The following is a 17,438-nucleotide window of genomic DNA, read 5'->3' on the forward strand; positions in this document are numbered from 1 at the left end:
TTAAGACATTAACAAATATGGAGTATATATGTCAATTGTAACATCTAACGCACTGAAGGATAGCATTATCGCAAGAATTGTTCGCACGACGCGAATAATCGATAAAATGGTCTCTGAAGAAGTGGGCCAATATAAACTAACCAAACCACAATTCGATGTCCTTTTAGTTCTTAAATTCTGTAATCAAGACTATATTACGACTACAGAATTATCAGAAGAGCTAATGGTATCTAAGGCCAATATCACAGGTATTGTCACAAGACTTGAGAAGGCCAATCTTATCTCTAAAATTGTCGATGAAAACGATACACGCTCAAAAAAGATCGCACTCACAGAAAGTGGCCTAGAGCTAATCGATCGTGTCATGCCACGATATTTTGCTATGAGTGATGAGATTTATTCTAAATTTAGTGAAGAAGAAAGACAGAAACTACTTTCTCAAATGATCTTCATTGAGGAATTCTACAATAGCAGACGTTAAGTTGTAAGACTTAGAATTTAAGGAGAGACAAATGAAACAACTAAAATATTTAGTTGCGGCAGCGCTATGCCTAATTTCCAGTGCATATGCAGCAAATTATAAATTAGATGAAAACAAAGTAATCGATTTAGCGATAAAGCGAAATGAAACAATCGGTATTGCTAAAGAAGAATTAGACCAGGCCCAAGAAGCACTAAGTAGCGCAAACTCAAACTACTTTCCTACTCTTTCGATTACAGCTGGCATAAGAAAAAGTGATGGTGAAGGAAACTTTGTTCCTTACGGATATGATTGGAATCACAACGGTACAATTCAACTTACTCAGCCAATATATACATTTGGAAAGATTAGCAATGGAAAGAGTATTGCAGAATCTGCAAAAAGAATTAGTGAACTAAATACAACGTCAACAAATGCACAAGTAATAAACGTCGCAAAGCAGCTCTACTACAGAGTTTTATTCAATGAAGAAATTGTTAAAATCACTTACGACTCATATAAGAACGCTCTTAAGAACAAGAAAGCTTTAGAGGATAGAGTTTCATACGGAAGAATTTCAAGAAATGATAATATAAAAATGCAAGCAGACCTTGCTAGTCGAAAACCAAATTGGATTATCGCCAAGAAAAATCTAAAAAATGCTGTTCTAGACTTAAAGAATTATCTCGCACTTGATTATGAAGATGAAGTTGAAGTATTAAGCACACCACTTAGACCAAAGAAGAAAATTTCAACAACAAATGATCTAAATAAACTGGAAGAGACTGTTGATATCAAAATTTTAAAAGAAAATATTCGCCTCGCAGACTTTTCGGTCGAGTTAGCAAAGTCTCAAAGGCTTCCAGACTTAGGAGTCTATGTTTCTTACGCTCCTACTCTAGCTAAAACAGATCTCTTTGCAGGAGAAACAACTCATGACCAAAAGGATTTAACATTTGGTGTTCAGTTTAGTTTTGACTGGGACCTTGGCGGAAGCAAGAACTCAGAAGTTGCAATAAAAAGAAGTGACTACAATATTGCCACACTTAAATTAAAACAAATGAAGCGTGAAATTAGAACGCAATATCTAAAGCTTAAACAAGACTATGAAGGGCTCCAAGAAAGATACGATGCGGAAGATGAAGCAGTTGAGCTGGCATCTTCTTCTTATAAAGTTGCTCTTAGTTCTTTTCGATCTGGTGGAGTTTCACAATTGCAATTGAATGATAGCGAGATCCAATTAACACAGAACCGACTAAGTCTTGCACAAACGAAATTACAAATACAAATAACACGTGCAGAAATGGACAGACTTCTGACAAAAACTAGTTCAAGAAATAAAGGAGGTAGATAATGAAGCAATCAGTCTTTGTTTTAATTATTGGCCTTATATACGGTGCGAGTCTTTTTGTTAAAGATAAGCAGATACAAAAACAAAAAATGAAAGTGACACCTACTGTTTTTACAATTAGAGAAAAAACCGGAACTCCAGTTAATATTACAAAAGTCTTAAGAAAGTCTTTCACTAATAATGTAATTGTAACAGGTAATAATCTTGGTTCAAAGATATATGCCTCTGTAGCACCCAAGATAGCGACACAAATCAAGCCAGGGGCCTTGGCCAGTATAAGGCTAAATAACGAATCCCTTTATGGATCAGTTGTCTCTGTTGAAAAACGAGCAAATCGTCTTTCAGGACTTCATAAGATTGTCGTCTCTTTTGCAAATCAAAAGCTACCAACGAATCTATACGTCATGAACATACAAACGAGTAAGACAAAGAATACTCTTGTTGTAAAAAGAGACGCTGTTTCAAATCGTGGTGGTACTGACCATGTCTATATTGTTAATGACGATAACACAGTTCAAAGAAGAGATATTGTCACAATTAGTGATAACAAGGATTACTTTGCTATTAAGTCAGGACTTAAAGAAGGTGAAAAAGTTGTCCTAAGTGATCAGCGTTATTTGAAAAATGGTGAGAAGATCAACATTGTTGAGTCCGTCTTAGAATAGGAGAAGAAGATGATTGAAATATTTGTTAAAAGACCTGCAACGACGATCATTTTCATTGCCATATTTATGGTTATGGGACTCGTCTCAATAGGAAATCTTATAATTGAGCCAACACCAAAAGTTGAGCTACCTATTATTACAGTACAAACAGTTTATGCTGGTGCATCTCCTGAGGAGATTGAATCTCAAATCTTAAAGAAAATTGAAGATGAGATTTCTGAAGTATCGCAAATTAAAAAGATAAAATCTGATGCTAGAGACAGCTTTGGTATCGTTGTGATCGAATTTGAGATTGAAGCTGATGCCAATATAAAGTCAATTGAAGTTAAAGATAAGGTAGAGGCCATCTTAAATGAATTTCCAGATGGTGCAGATCGACCGATTATTGCTAAATTTGATCCACTCATTAGACCGATTGCAACTCTTGCATTATCGAGTTCTAAACACGATTTAACTGAGACTTATGAATATGCCGATAAGAAACTAAAATCGAGGCTCTCATCAATTAATGGAGTTGCTTCCGTTGATATCTTTGGTGGACAAGAAAGAGAAATCAGTATCGAACTTGATAATAACCTTCTTATTCAGAACTACCTTTCTATAGAAGATGTTATTACTGCAATTTCTCGAAAGAACTTAAATATACCAGGTGGTTCAATCAAACGTGAAAACTCTAATATTAGTGTTAGATTTGTTGGTGAATTTGCCAATGTTGAAGAGATTAGAAACCTTGAAGTTGTCTCACGAGAAGGACAAGTCTTTAAATTAAGAGAGTTTGGTAGTGTCACAGATAGCTTTAAAGACGTTGAAACAATGGCAAAGTTCAATGGTAAAGACGTCGTAGGTCTATCGATTTTAAAGCTCTCAGATGGTGATGCGATCAAGATTGTTAACACAGTAAAAAACTCTCTTGATGAAGTTCGATCTGAACTTCCAGAAGGAATGAAGCTTGAACTAGTTGTCGATACAACTAAGATCACATTGAATGACACAAAAGGGACAATTCAATCGATCTTTATCGGTATTGGGTTAACAATTGCGATTCTTCTAACTTTCTTAGGTGATTGGCGTGGTGCCTTGATTGCAAGTATCGTTATTCCGACTTCAATTATTTCGACATTATTTATTATGGATATGTCGTCATTTTCGATAAATGTTATGACTCTCCTTGCTTTTGGTACCTGTCTAGGTACATTAATTGCCAATGCACTTATTATCATTGAAAACGTATATAAGCATTTAAAGATGGGTAAGAGTTCAGAGAATGCAGCAATTGATGGAACAAAAGAAGTTCTCTTGGCCGTAATGGCATCTTCAGGAACAAACCTTGTTGTTTTCACTCCCCTCGCTTTCATGGGTGGTGTTGTTGGTAAATTCATGTTGCAATTTGGAATGACTGTTGTTTATGCGACAATTTTCTCAATCCTAGCTTCTGTAACCCTTACGCCAATGCTTTGTGCCCTCTTACTTAAAGACCCAGATACTTTAAAAGGTCCGTTTCCAAAATTATCACATCTTGTTGATCGCCTTCTTGGTTGGGTAACAAAACAATATAAGTGGTTCTTTGATAAGTTTATGAGATGGCCGATAACTTCCATTATCATCTTAATGGGAATCTTTTTTACAATCGTCTACCCTGCTGCGCGAGTTGGTAACGAGTTTCTTCCAAAGTCAGACCGAGATGAGTTTACGGCCTATATTCTAATGCCAGACGGTACACCAGTAGAGAAAACAGCGGAAGTTTCGCAGCAGGTTGCAAAAGTTATTAGAGAATATCCTGAAGTAGTTTCAACTCTTGCTGATATTGGATATGACGGTGAAGAGCGTTCAAGAATTACAGTAAATATGACACCAGCAGCTTCAAGAAAGAGAAGCTTTAAAGACGTCATGGACGATATTCTTCCTAAAGTTTCAAATATTCCTGAAGCTGAAATTACACTTTCTGGTGGTAATAGAAACTCAGGTAACGAAGGTGATATTACCATTAATATTACGGGGCGAAATTTTGATGAAATGATTATTGCTTCTAAAAAGATGCAAGAGATTATGAAGAACTCTGGATACTTTAGTTCTATTGAAAGCTCATACCGAATTCCAAAAATGGAAATTCAATTTATGTCTGAGCCTCAAAAAGTTATTCGTCAAAATCTTTCAAGTTCTCGACTAGGTGGTACAATCCGCGCCCTTGTTAATGGAAATGACGATGCAGTCTACAAAGAAGATGGTGAAGAATACGATATCAATGTCACACTTGCTCCAGAGTTTAAAAGAAATATCTCTGATTTTGATAAATTCTTAATTCATGGAAAAGATGGTCTTATCCCAATCTCAACTCTTGGTGATGTAAAAGTCGTTGAAGCAACTTCGCCACTAAAAAGACGTGATAAAGAAAGAATTATCCAAGTTAAGGCCTATGTCGTAAAAGGTGTAGTCGGTGCCATCATGGGAGATCTTGCAGGAAAGTTTAACAAGGCGGACCTTCCAGAAGGAACGAAATTCATGTTTGCAGGGCAAGCAGAAAGCCAAAAGGAATCACAACAAGAAATGGGTAAGGCCTTTATGCTAGCAGTAATATTGACTTATATGCTTCTAGTGGCCATTTTAAACTCTTTTGTCTTCCCTATTTCAATTGGCTCAGCAATTCTAACTTCTTTTCTAGGCTCATTCTTAATGATGTTCTATACAGACCAAACAATTAATATTGGTTCAATGATGGCCATCGTAATGGTTGTAGGTCTTGCTGTAAATAATGCCATTCTAATGATTGAATTTACTCAGCAAAAACTTGATGAGGGATTTGAGATAAAAGAAGCACTATGGTTAGGGGCCAAAGAAAAGCTAAAGCCCATCCTTATGACTTCTATTGCAATTATTGCAGGAACTATGCCCCAGCTCTTTATGATCGATAAGATCAAGTCTGCAATGGGTGCAGTTCTCGTAGGAGGAATGTTAGGCTCAATATTATTTACTTACACCCTCGTTCCAACAATCCACCTTGTTATCTACAGAGTAAAGAAGTGGATCACAGGACTTGGAAAACAAAAACAAGAACAAATAGAGAGCGCTCCCCAGCCTCTCAATTAATGCAATGAATGCATAAAAACTCTCTCTTGGGCCCTGCAGGTAATGCAGGGCCTTTTTTTTTGCTTATATATTAGTCACCAGCTATGTAAATTTTCTGCAAATCACCACTAAATTCCTGACTATGATATACATGTTCATTATTTATTGAAATATGAGAGAAGTATATGAAATCACTAATTTTAACGTCAGTACTATGTAGTGGAGTTTGCCACGCAACACCTGTTAATAAAGTAGTTAAAGTAATGGATGGAAATCTATCTACTTGTAGCTCAAAGCAGGATGTCTTTAGAAATAAATTACAATCCTATCGAGTAAAGAGCTATAAGGCCAAGCAGCAAAGTGGAAGTGTTGAGTTAACAATAAATATTCAAATGCTAGAGTGTAAAGAGACAGACAAAGGCTTTGCATTCAAAGAGAAGAATATCTTTGATCTTTTCTCATATCGAACGTTTCGCAATGAAGAAGTTAGCGTTATAACAAAGTCAGCTAACCTCCACTTCTATAAAGACGGCTCATATAAAAGCCTATCTAAAGTTGCTATTAAGGATTACTCAAAAGAGTCATCAATTACTGTAAATTTCGATATTCAAGATCTTCTTACAAAGGAAGAGCTTAGAAAGTATCTAGATGGACAGGCCGTTACAACAAGCTTTGATTTCAATTTAAACCGTAAAGTAGAAATTTCAAATGATGAGATTTCAGATGAATACAATCAGAGTTATGGTGGATTTAGAATTTTCTTAGAAGTTAAATAGAATATATAAAAAAGGCCGCTATAAGCGGCCTTTCTTTTTATGGAATTACTTTTGTAACATTCCTTTAAATTTATCCTTAGACATTGTGCTTACATAAGCAGCTACATCTTTGATATCTTTGTCAGAGAGACCTCTAATTTTAGTCCACATCATTGTCGTGTACTTAGTCTTTCTCTTCTTTGACTTAATTGCTGTTACTTGCTCAGCAATATAAGCAGCATCAAGACCTGCAATTCTTGGTCCTTTAACGATTGCTAATTTTCCATCTTTTGCTTTTCCCATACCATCAGCGTTGTGGCATAGAGCACAGTTTACTTTTTTGTAGATAGCTTTACCTTTTGCAGCGTCTCCAGCGAAGGCACTAACACTAAGTAGAGCGGCAACAATAGTGATTTTAAATAAATTCACAATATATCTCCTTTATAATTATAGCGTACACATACTTTATGAAATTATCGGCAAATCGTCAGCAAAATTTAAAGAAAATATACCCTTCTAACTATAGTTTCGGCTATACTCTTGAATCTTAGTGAGGACTAATATGAACAAGAGCGTTATAAGCCTTATTTTAGGCACCATCTGTATAGGCTTAGCACCAATTTTTGTAAAAAACTTAAGTAGTGATATATCTCCTAGTATGATCGGCGCCCTTCGTTGTGGAATTGCTGGATCAATACTTCTTCTTTACCAATTATTTATTAAAAAACACTATATCAAAGATATTCGCTTCTATTCTATGACGGCCGTCATAGGAATATGTTTTGCTTTAGACTTATTTGTCTGGCATCGCTCTGTTCACTTAATTGGAGCAGGAATGGCAACAATTTTAGGAAACACTCAAGTCTTTTACTTGCTAGTTTTTGGACTTATTCTTTATAAAGAAAAAGTCACTTTAAAAAAGTTATTAGTCTTCTTCTTTGCTTTTTCTGGTGTCTTCTTAATTCTAAAGGGACAAGTCAAATTTTATAAGTCGGAAGATTTCTTTTGGGGTGTATTATTTGGCCTTGCAACTGGTCTTTGCTATTCTCTTTATACAACCTCAATAAAGAAAACAACATTATTAAACTTTAAAAATAAAATCACAGCATTAGATATCATTACATATTCTTCTCTTGTTACTGGACTTCTATTATTAGTAAGTGCTCAGTTTGAGAGCGGTTACTCACAAGTTAATATTACACATTTACCTTCAGTAATGGGACTGGCCGTGCTTTGCCAAATAATTGGTTGGTCTCTTATTAGTTACGGACTAAAAAAAGCACCCCTTTCTGTCTCTGGTCTAATTATTTTACTTCAACCAGTAATAGCAAAAATCCTTAGTATTTATCGATTTAATGAGCCATACTCATCACTTGAAATTGTGGGTGCGGCCATTCTCTTAATTTGTATATATCTCGGTACTCGACTATCAATACGCTCTTCGAATTAAGGAGAAAATTCACAAAATCTATTTAAGCACAAGGAGACAGGAGCGATTTTTTCGACTTAATTCATTTAGAAATAATTATTTTGTTTCAAAAAGCTTATTAAAGTTGAACGTTTCTTATATTTTCTCTAAATAATAATCGAACGTATCCGATTGTTAGCTCATGAATAAAATACTTTACTCTTGGTCTGGTAGTGACGAGATCGAATCATTTAGTCCATCGTGCTCAATTATTAATCGATGCTTATCATTTTTAAATATTGATTTTGATATTAAGGCCATCCCCCTTGTTTCAGAATTAAATGGTGCCAAGGATAAGCTTTCTGGCCTTCCTATTATTCAAGATAGAGATAAGAAATTCTTTGGGGTACGAAACGCTATTAAATACCTAAAAGAATTAAGAGAAGAATCTGAGCTATTCCAAGTACCACAAAGTCAAATGGTACAAGAACAAATGCTAAGAGACTGGGCACTGACAAGCCTTAGGGCCTCATGTGTTTATATGTCTTTCATCAATCCAAACGGCTACGCTACTATAAAAAAGAAGTTTCAAAAAGCGGCCAAGTATCAATTTGATAAACAAGAAGATCTCAATAAAGTTGCAGAGCCAATAAAAGAAGCACTACTACATTCAACGTTTAGTTTTGATATTTTTAGACTTGAACCAGAATTAGGGAATTCTCATCTTGAAGAGCAATTAAAATACATTGATGGCCTTGTTACCACAAATGAGTTTCTGCTTGGTAATCAGATCAAATTAGTCGACATTATAGCATATTGTCATCTTAGTTCGAGCTTACTTGCGGCCAGTGACTTTTCAAAAAAAATAAGACCGAAGTATCCTCGTGTATCTCGATGGTTACTAAGAGTAGCCGCTCAAACGAGATCAAAGAATAATATTCATCCCTCACATCTCGACTAATTAAAAGTAAGGCACAAATATTTCAATTAATGATGAAAGTATTCTACACTATTAGAGTATTATTATTTGAGGTATTTAATGAAGAATATTGCTGTAATCATGGCCATGGATTCAGAGGCCAAGCCTTTACTAGAAAAACTTAAAATTAACCCAGATCAAGCTGAGAAAATTGATGATCATCTACCAATGAAAGTCTATAAAACTCAATATCATCAGCACAATATTTCAATTATAATAAGTGGTGAATGTAAAAGAAATAAGGTTCAAAATGTTGGGACAGCACCTGCTGTTATCTCAACAATTACTGCCATAAAAGACTTTAATGCAGACTTTATAATCAATGCTGGAACGGCCGGTGGATTTAAAAAGCGTGGTGCCGATATTGGGAAAGTCTATACTGTGGAAACAACAGTTTTTCATGATCGCCGAATCCCAATTCCTGGCTACCAAGATTATGGAACATATAAGTCACAACATGATATTGCAAAGAAGTTTGCAACTCTCTTAGGTATCGAAACAGGTATTATCTCAACAGGTGACTCTCTTGATATGAGTCCTGAAGATGAGAAGCTTATCGAAAGTAATCTTGCTCTTTTAAAAGATATGGAAGCTGCAGCTATTGCATGGGTAACAGATCAGTACTCGATTCCTACCCTATTTTTAAAATCAGTTACCGATATCGTCGATGGAGAACATCCAACAGAGGAAGAGTTCTTTGCTAACTTAAAATTAGCATCAGAAAATCTCGGTGAAAAATTAATCGAATTAATCGAATTAATCGAAAAAATATAGGAGAAAACAATGATGAAGTATGCACTTGCAACACTTATTTCTTTACCACTACTAGCAGCTCCATGCGCAGGACAAGAAGGTGAATATAGAATTAATGCTGATGGATCTCAAGGTGGATTTGTCGCAACCACGGCCTATGTTTCAGATAGTGTCTACATCGGAGAGAATGCGCAGATTTGTGATAAGGCCCAAATTACAGGTCATGCTAAGATAACTGGTAATGCCATTATTTCAGACTATGCTAAAGTATGGGGCAATGCTCATGTTTATGGAGATGCAGAAGTTTTTGATACAGCTTCAGTATGGGAAAATGCAAAAGTTTACGGCCAAGCACAGGTCTATGGATTTGCAGGTTTAAAAGGAAATGTCGAAGTATATGGAATTGCCCGCATGTTTGATGCAACTTATTCTTCAGGACGTTATTACTAGGATTAAATATGAAAAACTTCTTCTTACTTTCACTTTCACTCACTTTTTTAATTAGTTGTCAGAATCAGACACAAGTTAAATTACGTATCATCGAAACAACTGATATTCATGGGTACTACAAAGATTATGATTATTATCAAAATCGTGAAAGTAAGAAGTATGGACTAGTTAAAACAGCAACCCTCATTAAGAAATACATTAAATCCGCAGATAATTATACTTTGGTCGATAATGGTGACCTCATTCAAGGAAGCCCTATGGCCGACTTTGTGGCCAGCTATGGAAAAGAAGGAACCCACCCAGCTTTTAAGTTAATGAATCATTTAAAATATGATGTGGGTAATATAGGAAATCATGAATTTAATTACGGACTAGACTTCTTAAACGAGTCCTTAAAAGATGCTAATTTCCCATATATCAATGCAAACGTTTTCAAAGACGAAAATGGCAAACCAGGTGCTCCATACTTTAAGCAATATATTATTAAAGAAAAGGAAGTCGTCGATACAAAAGGTAAAAAACATAAATTAAAGATTGGCTATATTGGTTTTGTACCACCTCAAATTATGTTTTGGGATAAGGCAAACCTTGAAGGGAAAGTGATTGCTCGAGATATTGTCGAAGTAGCAAAAGAGCTAACCGTTAAAATGAAAAATGAAGGTGCTGATATCATTATTGCCATCCCCCATTCGGGAATTAGTACTGATAAATATAAACTCTATGCTGAAGACTCTGTCTTCTATTTAAGTAAGCTACCATTTATTAATGCTATTGCTTTTGGTCATACTCATGCAGTATTTCCTTCTAAAGAATATGAAGGGATCGAAGGTATTGATGCCAAGAAAGGGACTATCAATGGTAAAGCTGCAGTTATGCCAGGAAAATGGGGATCTCATATTGGAATCATCGATTTAAAACTTAATTACGATGGAACTATTTGGAGTGTCATTGATGGGCAGTCTAGTGTCGAATCAATCTATGATCGAAACTCAGATATGAGTGTGAAGCCTGATTTAGAGTTAAGTGAGATCATAGAAGAAGATCATCAAAGAACTTTAAAATTAGCAGACAAGAAAATTGGTTCTTCAAAACAAGACTTCTATAGTTTCCTTTCTCTTATTCAAGATGATGCAACAACTCAAATTGTATCAAATGCACAAATTGACTATGTTAAAAAGGCCATACAAGGAGATGCTAACTTAAGTGATCTTCCTGTTCTATCAGCTGTGGCCCCTTTTAAGGCCGGTGGAAGAAAGAATGATCCAAATGGTTATACAGATGTCTCTAAGGGTGAATTAACCATTAGAAATGCAGCAGATCTCTATCTTTATCCAAATATTCTTTATGCCCTAAAAATTACAGGTAAAGATGTCAGAATGTGGCTTGAGTGCTCTGCTGGTATGTTTGCTCACATTGATACTAACTACTTTAAGGAGCAACCTCTTATCAACTGGGGAGGATTTCGTACTTATAACTTCGATAATATTGATGGTGTTACTTATGAGATCGACGTCACAGAAAGAAGACATTTTGACGAAGACTGTAAAGTTCTAAACAAAGACTCTTTTAGAATTAAGAACCTAAAGTACAATGGTAAACCGGTAAAAGATAATCAAGAATTTATTCTAGCAACAAATAATTATCGCGCTACAGGTGGAAAATTCTCGGGAACAATAAAAGAAAATGTTGTTATTACAGCTCCTGATACTAACCGCCAAGTACTAATAAATTACATTAGAAGTGAAAGTAAGAAAAAAGGTTTTGTTGAAGCAAAGCCCAATATGAATTGGAAAATAAAATCAGTTCCAAATGCAGAAAAACTAAAAGTATATTTTGAAACCTCACCTTCAAAAAAGGCAAGCCGATTTATAAAGGAGAATGCAATCTATCCTTTAAAGCGACTGGATGGCCTGGATGAAGAAGGTTTTGCACGCTATCAAATCAACCTAAAATAGTGGCCATACACATACTTACCAAGAGCGTCATTAAGGTGTAAGTCATTAGATTTACACCTTAACACATTAATAATATGACTTTTTATTCCTTTGAAGCTAAAATCTACGGTCCGAGAATAATTCTTGGATAGATTTATAAAAGGAATTTAATATGTCTGTTTACGTCAATAGAACATTAAACATGAAGAAGATCAAGGCCATCGGTTTTGATATGGACTATACATTAGTTCGCTATAAAACAGAGGCATTTGAAAAATTTGTTTTTGAACTTGTACTAGAAAAACTAGTTGAGATTAAGAAGTATCCAGCAGAGATTACAAATATAAAGTTTGATTTCAACCAAGTTATTCAAGGCCTTATTATTGATAAGTTAAGAGGAAATATTCTTCAAACAAATCGCTATGGAAAAGTTAAGATTGCAAAGCATGGGACAAAGTCAATTGACTTTCGTGACCTAACGGAAATCTATGGCAATAGTATTATTGATCTAAACTCAGATCAGTATCAATCACTAGATACAAACTTCTCAATTTCAAATGGAGCAATGTTTTCAAATCTAGTGGATCTAAAAGATAATGGCCTGAAATTACCAGATTATGAGACTCTATCTAGCGATATAAAAGAAGTCATTGATATTGCCCACTCTGATGGTTCACTTAAAGGTCATGTTCAAGAAAATCTTGAAGACTTTATTATTGCAGATCCGGAAGTTGCAAAACTTCTTGAGCGCTTCAAGAGATTTGGAAAGAAGCTTATCCTTATCACTAATAGTGAATGGAGCTGGACAAAGAGCCTTATGGAGCACACGATTGATCCATTCCTTAAGGAGCACGATAGTTGGATGGAGCTTTTTGACATTTCAATCTGTCTTGCATTTAAGCCACGCTTCTTTAGTGTAAGTAATATGTTCTTAGAAATTAATCCTGACACTGGATTTATGACAAATGCAGAAGGACCTCTAGAGCAAAATAAAGTCTACCAAGGTGGATGGGCAGGAAAACTTCAAAAAGACCTGGGACTAGAAGGTGAAGAGATTCTTTATCTAGGAGACCATATCTACGGTGACGTTCTAACATTAAAGAAAACTTTTAATTGGAGAACTGCCTTAATCTTCGACCCTCTTCAAAGTGAAATCGATGCAATTAAAAAATCAGCACCGACACAGGCCTTAATTGATGCCGAGATGAAGAAGAAAGAAAAGCTTGAGCATGAACTTAATAAATTAGAACTTCTTAAGCACGAAGATCCTGAAAAGTATAACAAGGAAGATATTGGAAAAATCTTTAGTGAGATTGATAAGATCAACACTAAGATTTCTCAACATCTTGAAACTTACAGACAATTTTTCAATCCTCATTGGGGAGAGATGATGCGTGCTGGTTTAGAAGAATCTCGTTTTGCTGATCAAGTTGAAAAGTATGCCTGCTTTTACATGGCAAAGATTACGGACTTACTTGAATACACTCCACGTACGTACTTTAGACCAACGAAGAGAGTCTTAGCTCACGAAATTACAGAGCCTAATTTTTAAAAGTATTTTGTAAGAATTGTAAAAAGACGCGGTATACCTCGTCACCATATCCCCCGGCCATAACCCAGGCCTGGGGAATTTTTCTCTCTTCTAAAAAGTTCTTCATAAAGAGATCACGCTTTAAACACTCTTCCAAACTAAGCTGAATTCCTTTTGCACTTTCAAGAATGTCTTTTTCATAAACATCGGCACCTTGAACGACAATACAAAGGTCGTACTTATCAGAGATTAAATCCTTCACTTTTTCTAACTTCTCTAAATAATTTTCATCAGCAGCTACAGGAATATCCCATGTACTAGGAATAAAGCTTGAATTCGTTTTGTCTGGATTATCCAAAGGCCAGCCATCTTTCATGTGAATAGAGAGACAATCAATCGTCTTATCATCTTTTAAGATCTCTGCAGTACCATCACCTTTATGAGCATCCATATCAATCACAAGGCACTTTCCTAGGCCCTTTTCTTTTTGTAATTTTCTAATGGCGATAACAATATCATTAAAAAGACAAAACCCTCCTGGTTCACTACTCTTTGCATGGTGCATGCCACCACCAAGGTGATAACTAAAACCACTTTCTAAAGCATTTTCAGCGGCAAGGTATGTCCCTTCACAGTGAGCAAGGGCCCTCATTATAAAATCTTTCAATGGCCTTTTTGCACTATCTGGTTCGTAGCGATGAAAAGATCCATCATCATTAATTAGTTCATAAGCTTGTAAGACGAGATTTGTCGAATCACCAACAGCTCGCATATAGAAGCGATCAGTATGGGCCAATAAGAGATCACTTAATTTGAATTTAGTAAGCCTACGTCTTTCAAGAGATGGATTATCTTTAAAATTATCTAGTATTCTTGTGACACGTTCATCCTTAAGAGGAACTCCAATACCGTAATCAAGATAACTTCCAAGAGAGTCTTCCATGTAGAAAATTTTTGAGCTTGTTTTGGTCATTACTAAAACCTTCGTTTTCGGACTTGCTTATCAATACTAATATTATATAGTTATACCTTAATCCCACTTGTAAATCTTACAAAATTTGGCAAATTTCAGGCCCTGAGCTTATATTTTGCTATACTTGTTAAATTATATTTGTTCGTAAATTCGACAAATTAGGGATGATATAGATGATTAGGAGATTGGATGATTTATAAGACTTTATGGTTACGCCATGAGACAAAGCCATTTGAGCAGCGAAGTGCCCTCACGCCAGAGGCGGCCAAAGCTATACGTGATCTCGGCCATGAAGTTATCATCGAAAGATCTCCAAGTCGTATTTTTAAAGACGAGGAATTTGAAAAGCTAGGCTTTAAAATGATGCCAAGTAATTCTTGGATCAATATGGCGCCTAAGAATGCATATATCTTAGGTCTAAAAGAGCTGGATGCAGAGAAGTTTCCTCTCACTCATCGCCACATTCACTTTGCTCATGTCTACAAGGGTCAAAATGGGGCCAATGAAATGCTTGATCGCTTTATTCAAGGTGATGGTAAGTTATTTGATCTTGAATACCTTGTGGATGAGAATGGAAAGAGAATTGCAGCCTTTGGTCGATGGGCCGGTTTTGTTGGTGCAGCAATTGGACTTAAGAATTGGATTGCTCAGCAAAGAGGAGAAGACTTCAATGCAAGCGCTCCTTTAAATTCATATGAAAATCAATTTAGTCTTATCAACGAAGTTGCCAAAGATCTTGAACAGCTTCAAAAACGACCTCGTGCCGTTGTCATTGGCCACCGTGGACGTTGTGGTATTGGTGCAAAACAATTTCTAAAAAGTGTTGGTGTCGAATTCTGTGCATGGGGACGAGAAGAAACAAGTGTCCAAAGACCAATTAGAGCAATTTTAGATTATGATATCTTGATAAATTGCACTTTAAATACAACTAAAGCAAAACCATTTCTTGATCTTAAAACATTAGAGCAAGAAAGAAACTTAAGTGTTATTTCTGATGTTAGCTGTGACCCAACCGGGCCATGTAACCCACTTCCAATCTATGACGATATCACAACAATTGATACGCCAACGACCAGAGTCGACTTGGAAGAGTTACTTGAGGTTACGGCCATTGATCATCTGCCTTCACTTCTTCCAAGAGAAAGTACTGAGGAATATGTTGAGCAACTACTGCCTCATATTATCGATTTATTAAACGGTGATATTGAAGACTCTCCATGGGAGAGAGCTTTAGAGGTTTTCTATGCTAAAACTATTGAACTTGGATTAGAAAAGAGACTTAGTGAAGAGCCACAATTACTTATGTAGTGTAACAAAGCTTGCAATACTCTTTACTTCTTCATAGTCTTTAAAATTTTGATGCTTCTTATAGCCTTTCATTAAATACTGACATTTTTTATGACAACTTTCTAATAAGGCCTTTGAACGTTCTTCACTAAGTGGCCTATTCTGTAATATCCATGCCATACTTTTCACACGCCAGTAATCCATGGCAAAGAACTTAAAAGAGAGTTGATCTTCATGGCCGCCATACTTATTCACAAACTCATTTTCTAAAAAACCAATATCATACAGAGAAGTTACTTTTAGCCAGAAGTCATAATCTTCACAAACCACGAAATCTTCTCTCATCCCACCTATTTGTTCAAAAAGTTCCTTCTTCATTAAAACACTAGAGGGAGAAATGACACAGCCTTGTAACGATCGGATAAACATATCACCACCATGCTTTTGGTGATGTTTTTTCTGCTTAACAACCTTTCCATCTCTTAGCCACCTCTCAGCAGTATGAACTAATACCTTTCCTGTATTTTTTAGGTAGCTAACCTGAGAGGCCAACTTATCTCGATGCCATTCATCATCAGAATCTAAAAAAGCAATATAATCACCTTTTGAGTTCTTTACACCAAGATTTCTTGCACTAGAGACTCCAGCGTTTTCTTTCTTTAAATATTTAATTCTTTTGTCTGAAAATGAGCCGACAACATCATGAGTATGATCAGTTGAGCCATCATCTACAATAATGAGTTCTAAATCATTAAAACTTTGATTTAAGACGGAAGTAATCGAGCGTTTTAAAAAATCTGCACGATTATATGTAGGAATAATAACACTAACTAACACTATTGATTATATCTTCCAACATTTCATTAGTAATGTTCTTCTCTAAACTATCGATAACACCATCTAATTGTTTTAAATTTCTAGCACCACAAAGAATCGTACTTAACTCATCATGAGAAAGGTTAAAGTGAATCGCAAAATCTAGACCTGTCATAGCGTGTTTATCCAATGCAGGTTGCATCCTTTCAACAATTTCATAACGACTCTCTTTATCCATGGCCTTCCACCATGGGGCCCACGAGCGACAGTCACTCTTATCAAATTTACGATCGCGATTAACTCGTCCAGTAAGAATCCCTTTATCAAGAGTTCCCCAGCTCATGAAGCTAATATCGTTTTCTTTAACTATTGGAAAAATATCATTTTTTACATCTTGTTCAAAAAAGTTGAATTGAGATTGAATCACTTCAATCTTATCCACTTCACTAGCAAGCTTAAACTCTTCAGGTGTAGTATTACAAAGGCCGATATGTTTGATCTTTCCTTCGTTCTTTGCTTTAGCTAATACTTCAACTGTTTTACGAATATCAACATTTTCATCAGGCCAGTGAACCATAAAAAGATCAATATAATCACTTTGAAGATCACGTAGAGATTGCTCAAGCATATCTCTAGTTACTTTTGGATCATTGCTCATATCCACACGTTTATTCTCATGCCAAGTAACACCAGACTTAGAAATGATAAAAGCCTTCTCTCTTTGTCCATTTAAAGCAAAGGCCTTGCCTATTCGCCTTTCACTTTCTCCAAAGCCGTATATAGGAGCTGTATCAAAGATACGAACGCCTCGATCAAAAGCGTGTTGTAGAAGAGTAAGAGAGTCAGACTCACTAATATCTCCAAATCCATAACCAGCGCCTTCTCCAGAGATACTTGCGCCACCAAAAGCAAATTTTCCATATTGGTCTAGTATTTTCATAATTTAAAAGTATCCTCTGTCCTAAAATGCGTAAAGACTTGACGCACCGATAGATTAAAAGTTATTCCAATGG

16 protein-coding genes are annotated in these 17,438 nt (G+C 35.7%); 12 read left to right on the plus strand and 4 right to left on the minus strand.

Translation table 11 applies throughout. From position 1 onward, the window contains the following. The first annotated feature begins 28 nt into the window (after window positions 1–28). The 5 genes from DAY19_RS00095 to DAY19_RS00115 all read left to right on the plus strand — a co-directional run bounded on the left by DAY19_RS00095 (window position 29) and on the right by DAY19_RS00115 (window position 6,315). The gene (locus DAY19_RS00095) at window positions 29–481 is read left to right on the plus strand and encodes a MarR family winged helix-turn-helix transcriptional regulator (protein ID WP_114705145.1); all 453 of its coding nucleotides are present in this window, start codon (window positions 29–31) and stop codon (window positions 479–481) included. A gap of 31 nt (window positions 482–512) precedes the next feature. Continuing rightward, window positions 513–1,814: a TolC family protein gene (locus DAY19_RS00100; protein WP_114705146.1), complete on the plus strand. Its 1,302-nt coding sequence runs from the start codon at window positions 513–515 to the stop codon at window positions 1,812–1,814. Further along, complete coding sequence (locus DAY19_RS00105; RefSeq protein ID WP_114705147.1) at window positions 1,814–2,476, plus strand: efflux RND transporter periplasmic adaptor subunit; 663 nt, start codon at window positions 1,814–1,816, stop codon at window positions 2,474–2,476. Before DAY19_RS00100 ends, DAY19_RS00105 begins: the two co-directional genes overlap by 1 nt. A gap of 9 nt (window positions 2,477–2,485) precedes the next feature. After that, entirely contained in the window at window positions 2,486–5,560 is a 3,075-nt protein-coding gene (locus DAY19_RS00110; RefSeq protein WP_114705148.1) for an efflux RND transporter permease subunit, read from the plus strand. A gap of 164 nt (window positions 5,561–5,724) precedes the next feature. Beyond that, a complete protein-coding gene (locus DAY19_RS00115) occupies window positions 5,725–6,315 on the plus strand; it encodes a hypothetical protein (protein ID WP_114705149.1) in 591 nt (196 codons plus the stop codon). A 45-nt stretch (window positions 6,316–6,360) separates the two neighbouring features. Here the strand turns inward: DAY19_RS00115 and DAY19_RS00120 are convergent, their stop codons facing one another. Further along, on the minus strand, window positions 6,361–6,723 hold the full coding sequence (locus DAY19_RS00120; protein WP_158536711.1) for a c-type cytochrome: 363 nt from the start codon (window positions 6,721–6,723) through the stop codon (window positions 6,361–6,363). Window positions 6,724–6,856: 133 nt separating this feature from the next. On the opposite strand from DAY19_RS00120, the gene DAY19_RS00125 reads away from it, so the two are divergent. The 6 genes from DAY19_RS00125 to DAY19_RS00150 all read left to right on the plus strand — a co-directional run bounded on the left by DAY19_RS00125 (window position 6,857) and on the right by DAY19_RS00150 (window position 13,370). After that, window positions 6,857–7,744, plus strand: coding sequence for a DMT family transporter (locus DAY19_RS00125; protein ID WP_114705151.1), 888 nt, complete (start codon window positions 6,857–6,859; stop codon window positions 7,742–7,744). 160 nt (window positions 7,745–7,904) lie between these two features. After that, window positions 7,905–8,663: a glutathione S-transferase family protein gene (locus DAY19_RS00130; RefSeq protein ID WP_114705152.1), complete on the plus strand. Its 759-nt coding sequence runs from the start codon at window positions 7,905–7,907 to the stop codon at window positions 8,661–8,663. Between the two features lie 78 nt (window positions 8,664–8,741). Beyond that, a complete protein-coding gene (locus DAY19_RS00135) occupies window positions 8,742–9,455 on the plus strand; it encodes a phosphorylase family protein (RefSeq protein ID WP_114705153.1) in 714 nt (237 codons plus the stop codon). A gap of 9 nt (window positions 9,456–9,464) precedes the next feature. Beyond that, window positions 9,465–9,884: a hypothetical protein gene (locus DAY19_RS00140; protein ID WP_114705154.1), complete on the plus strand. Its 420-nt coding sequence runs from the start codon at window positions 9,465–9,467 to the stop codon at window positions 9,882–9,884. Between the two features lie 8 nt (window positions 9,885–9,892). Then, window positions 9,893–11,839: a bifunctional 2',3'-cyclic-nucleotide 2'-phosphodiesterase/3'-nucleotidase gene (locus tag DAY19_RS00145; RefSeq protein WP_114705155.1), complete on the plus strand. Its 1,947-nt coding sequence runs from the start codon at window positions 9,893–9,895 to the stop codon at window positions 11,837–11,839. A 151-nt stretch (window positions 11,840–11,990) separates the two neighbouring features. Continuing rightward, window positions 11,991–13,370, plus strand: a complete 1,380-nt coding sequence (locus tag DAY19_RS00150; protein ID WP_114705156.1) for an HAD-IG family 5'-nucleotidase — start codon at window positions 11,991–11,993, stop codon at window positions 13,368–13,370. Here the strand turns inward: DAY19_RS00150 and DAY19_RS00155 are convergent. Beyond that, window positions 13,360–14,322 (minus strand): arginase family protein, encoded by a 963-nt coding sequence (locus DAY19_RS00155; protein WP_114705157.1) that lies wholly within the window; start codon window positions 14,320–14,322, stop codon window positions 13,360–13,362. The two genes, DAY19_RS00150 and DAY19_RS00155, sit on opposite strands and share 11 nt — an antisense overlap. 189 nt (window positions 14,323–14,511) lie before the next feature. On the opposite strand from DAY19_RS00155, the gene DAY19_RS00160 reads away from it, so the two are divergent. Continuing rightward, the gene (locus tag DAY19_RS00160; RefSeq protein WP_114705158.1) at window positions 14,512–15,630 is read left to right on the plus strand and encodes a saccharopine dehydrogenase; all 1,119 of its coding nucleotides are present in this window, start codon (window positions 14,512–14,514) and stop codon (window positions 15,628–15,630) included. Here the strand turns inward: DAY19_RS00160 and DAY19_RS00165 are convergent. Continuing rightward, the gene (locus DAY19_RS00165; RefSeq protein ID WP_199506594.1) at window positions 15,619–16,446 is read right to left on the minus strand and encodes a glycosyltransferase family 2 protein; all 828 of its coding nucleotides are present in this window, start codon (window positions 16,444–16,446) and stop codon (window positions 15,619–15,621) included. The genes DAY19_RS00160 and DAY19_RS00165 overlap by 12 nt on opposite strands. After that, window positions 16,436–17,365: an aldo/keto reductase gene (locus DAY19_RS00170; RefSeq protein WP_114705160.1), complete on the minus strand. Its 930-nt coding sequence runs from the start codon at window positions 17,363–17,365 to the stop codon at window positions 16,436–16,438. Before DAY19_RS00170 ends, DAY19_RS00165 begins: the two co-directional genes overlap by 11 nt. Between the last annotated feature and the right edge of the window lie 73 nt (window positions 17,366–17,438).

Source organism: Halobacteriovorax vibrionivorans, from assembly GCF_003346865.1.
GTDB classification, from domain to species: domain Bacteria; phylum Bdellovibrionota; class Bacteriovoracia; order Bacteriovoracales; family Bacteriovoracaceae; genus Halobacteriovorax_A; species Halobacteriovorax_A vibrionivorans.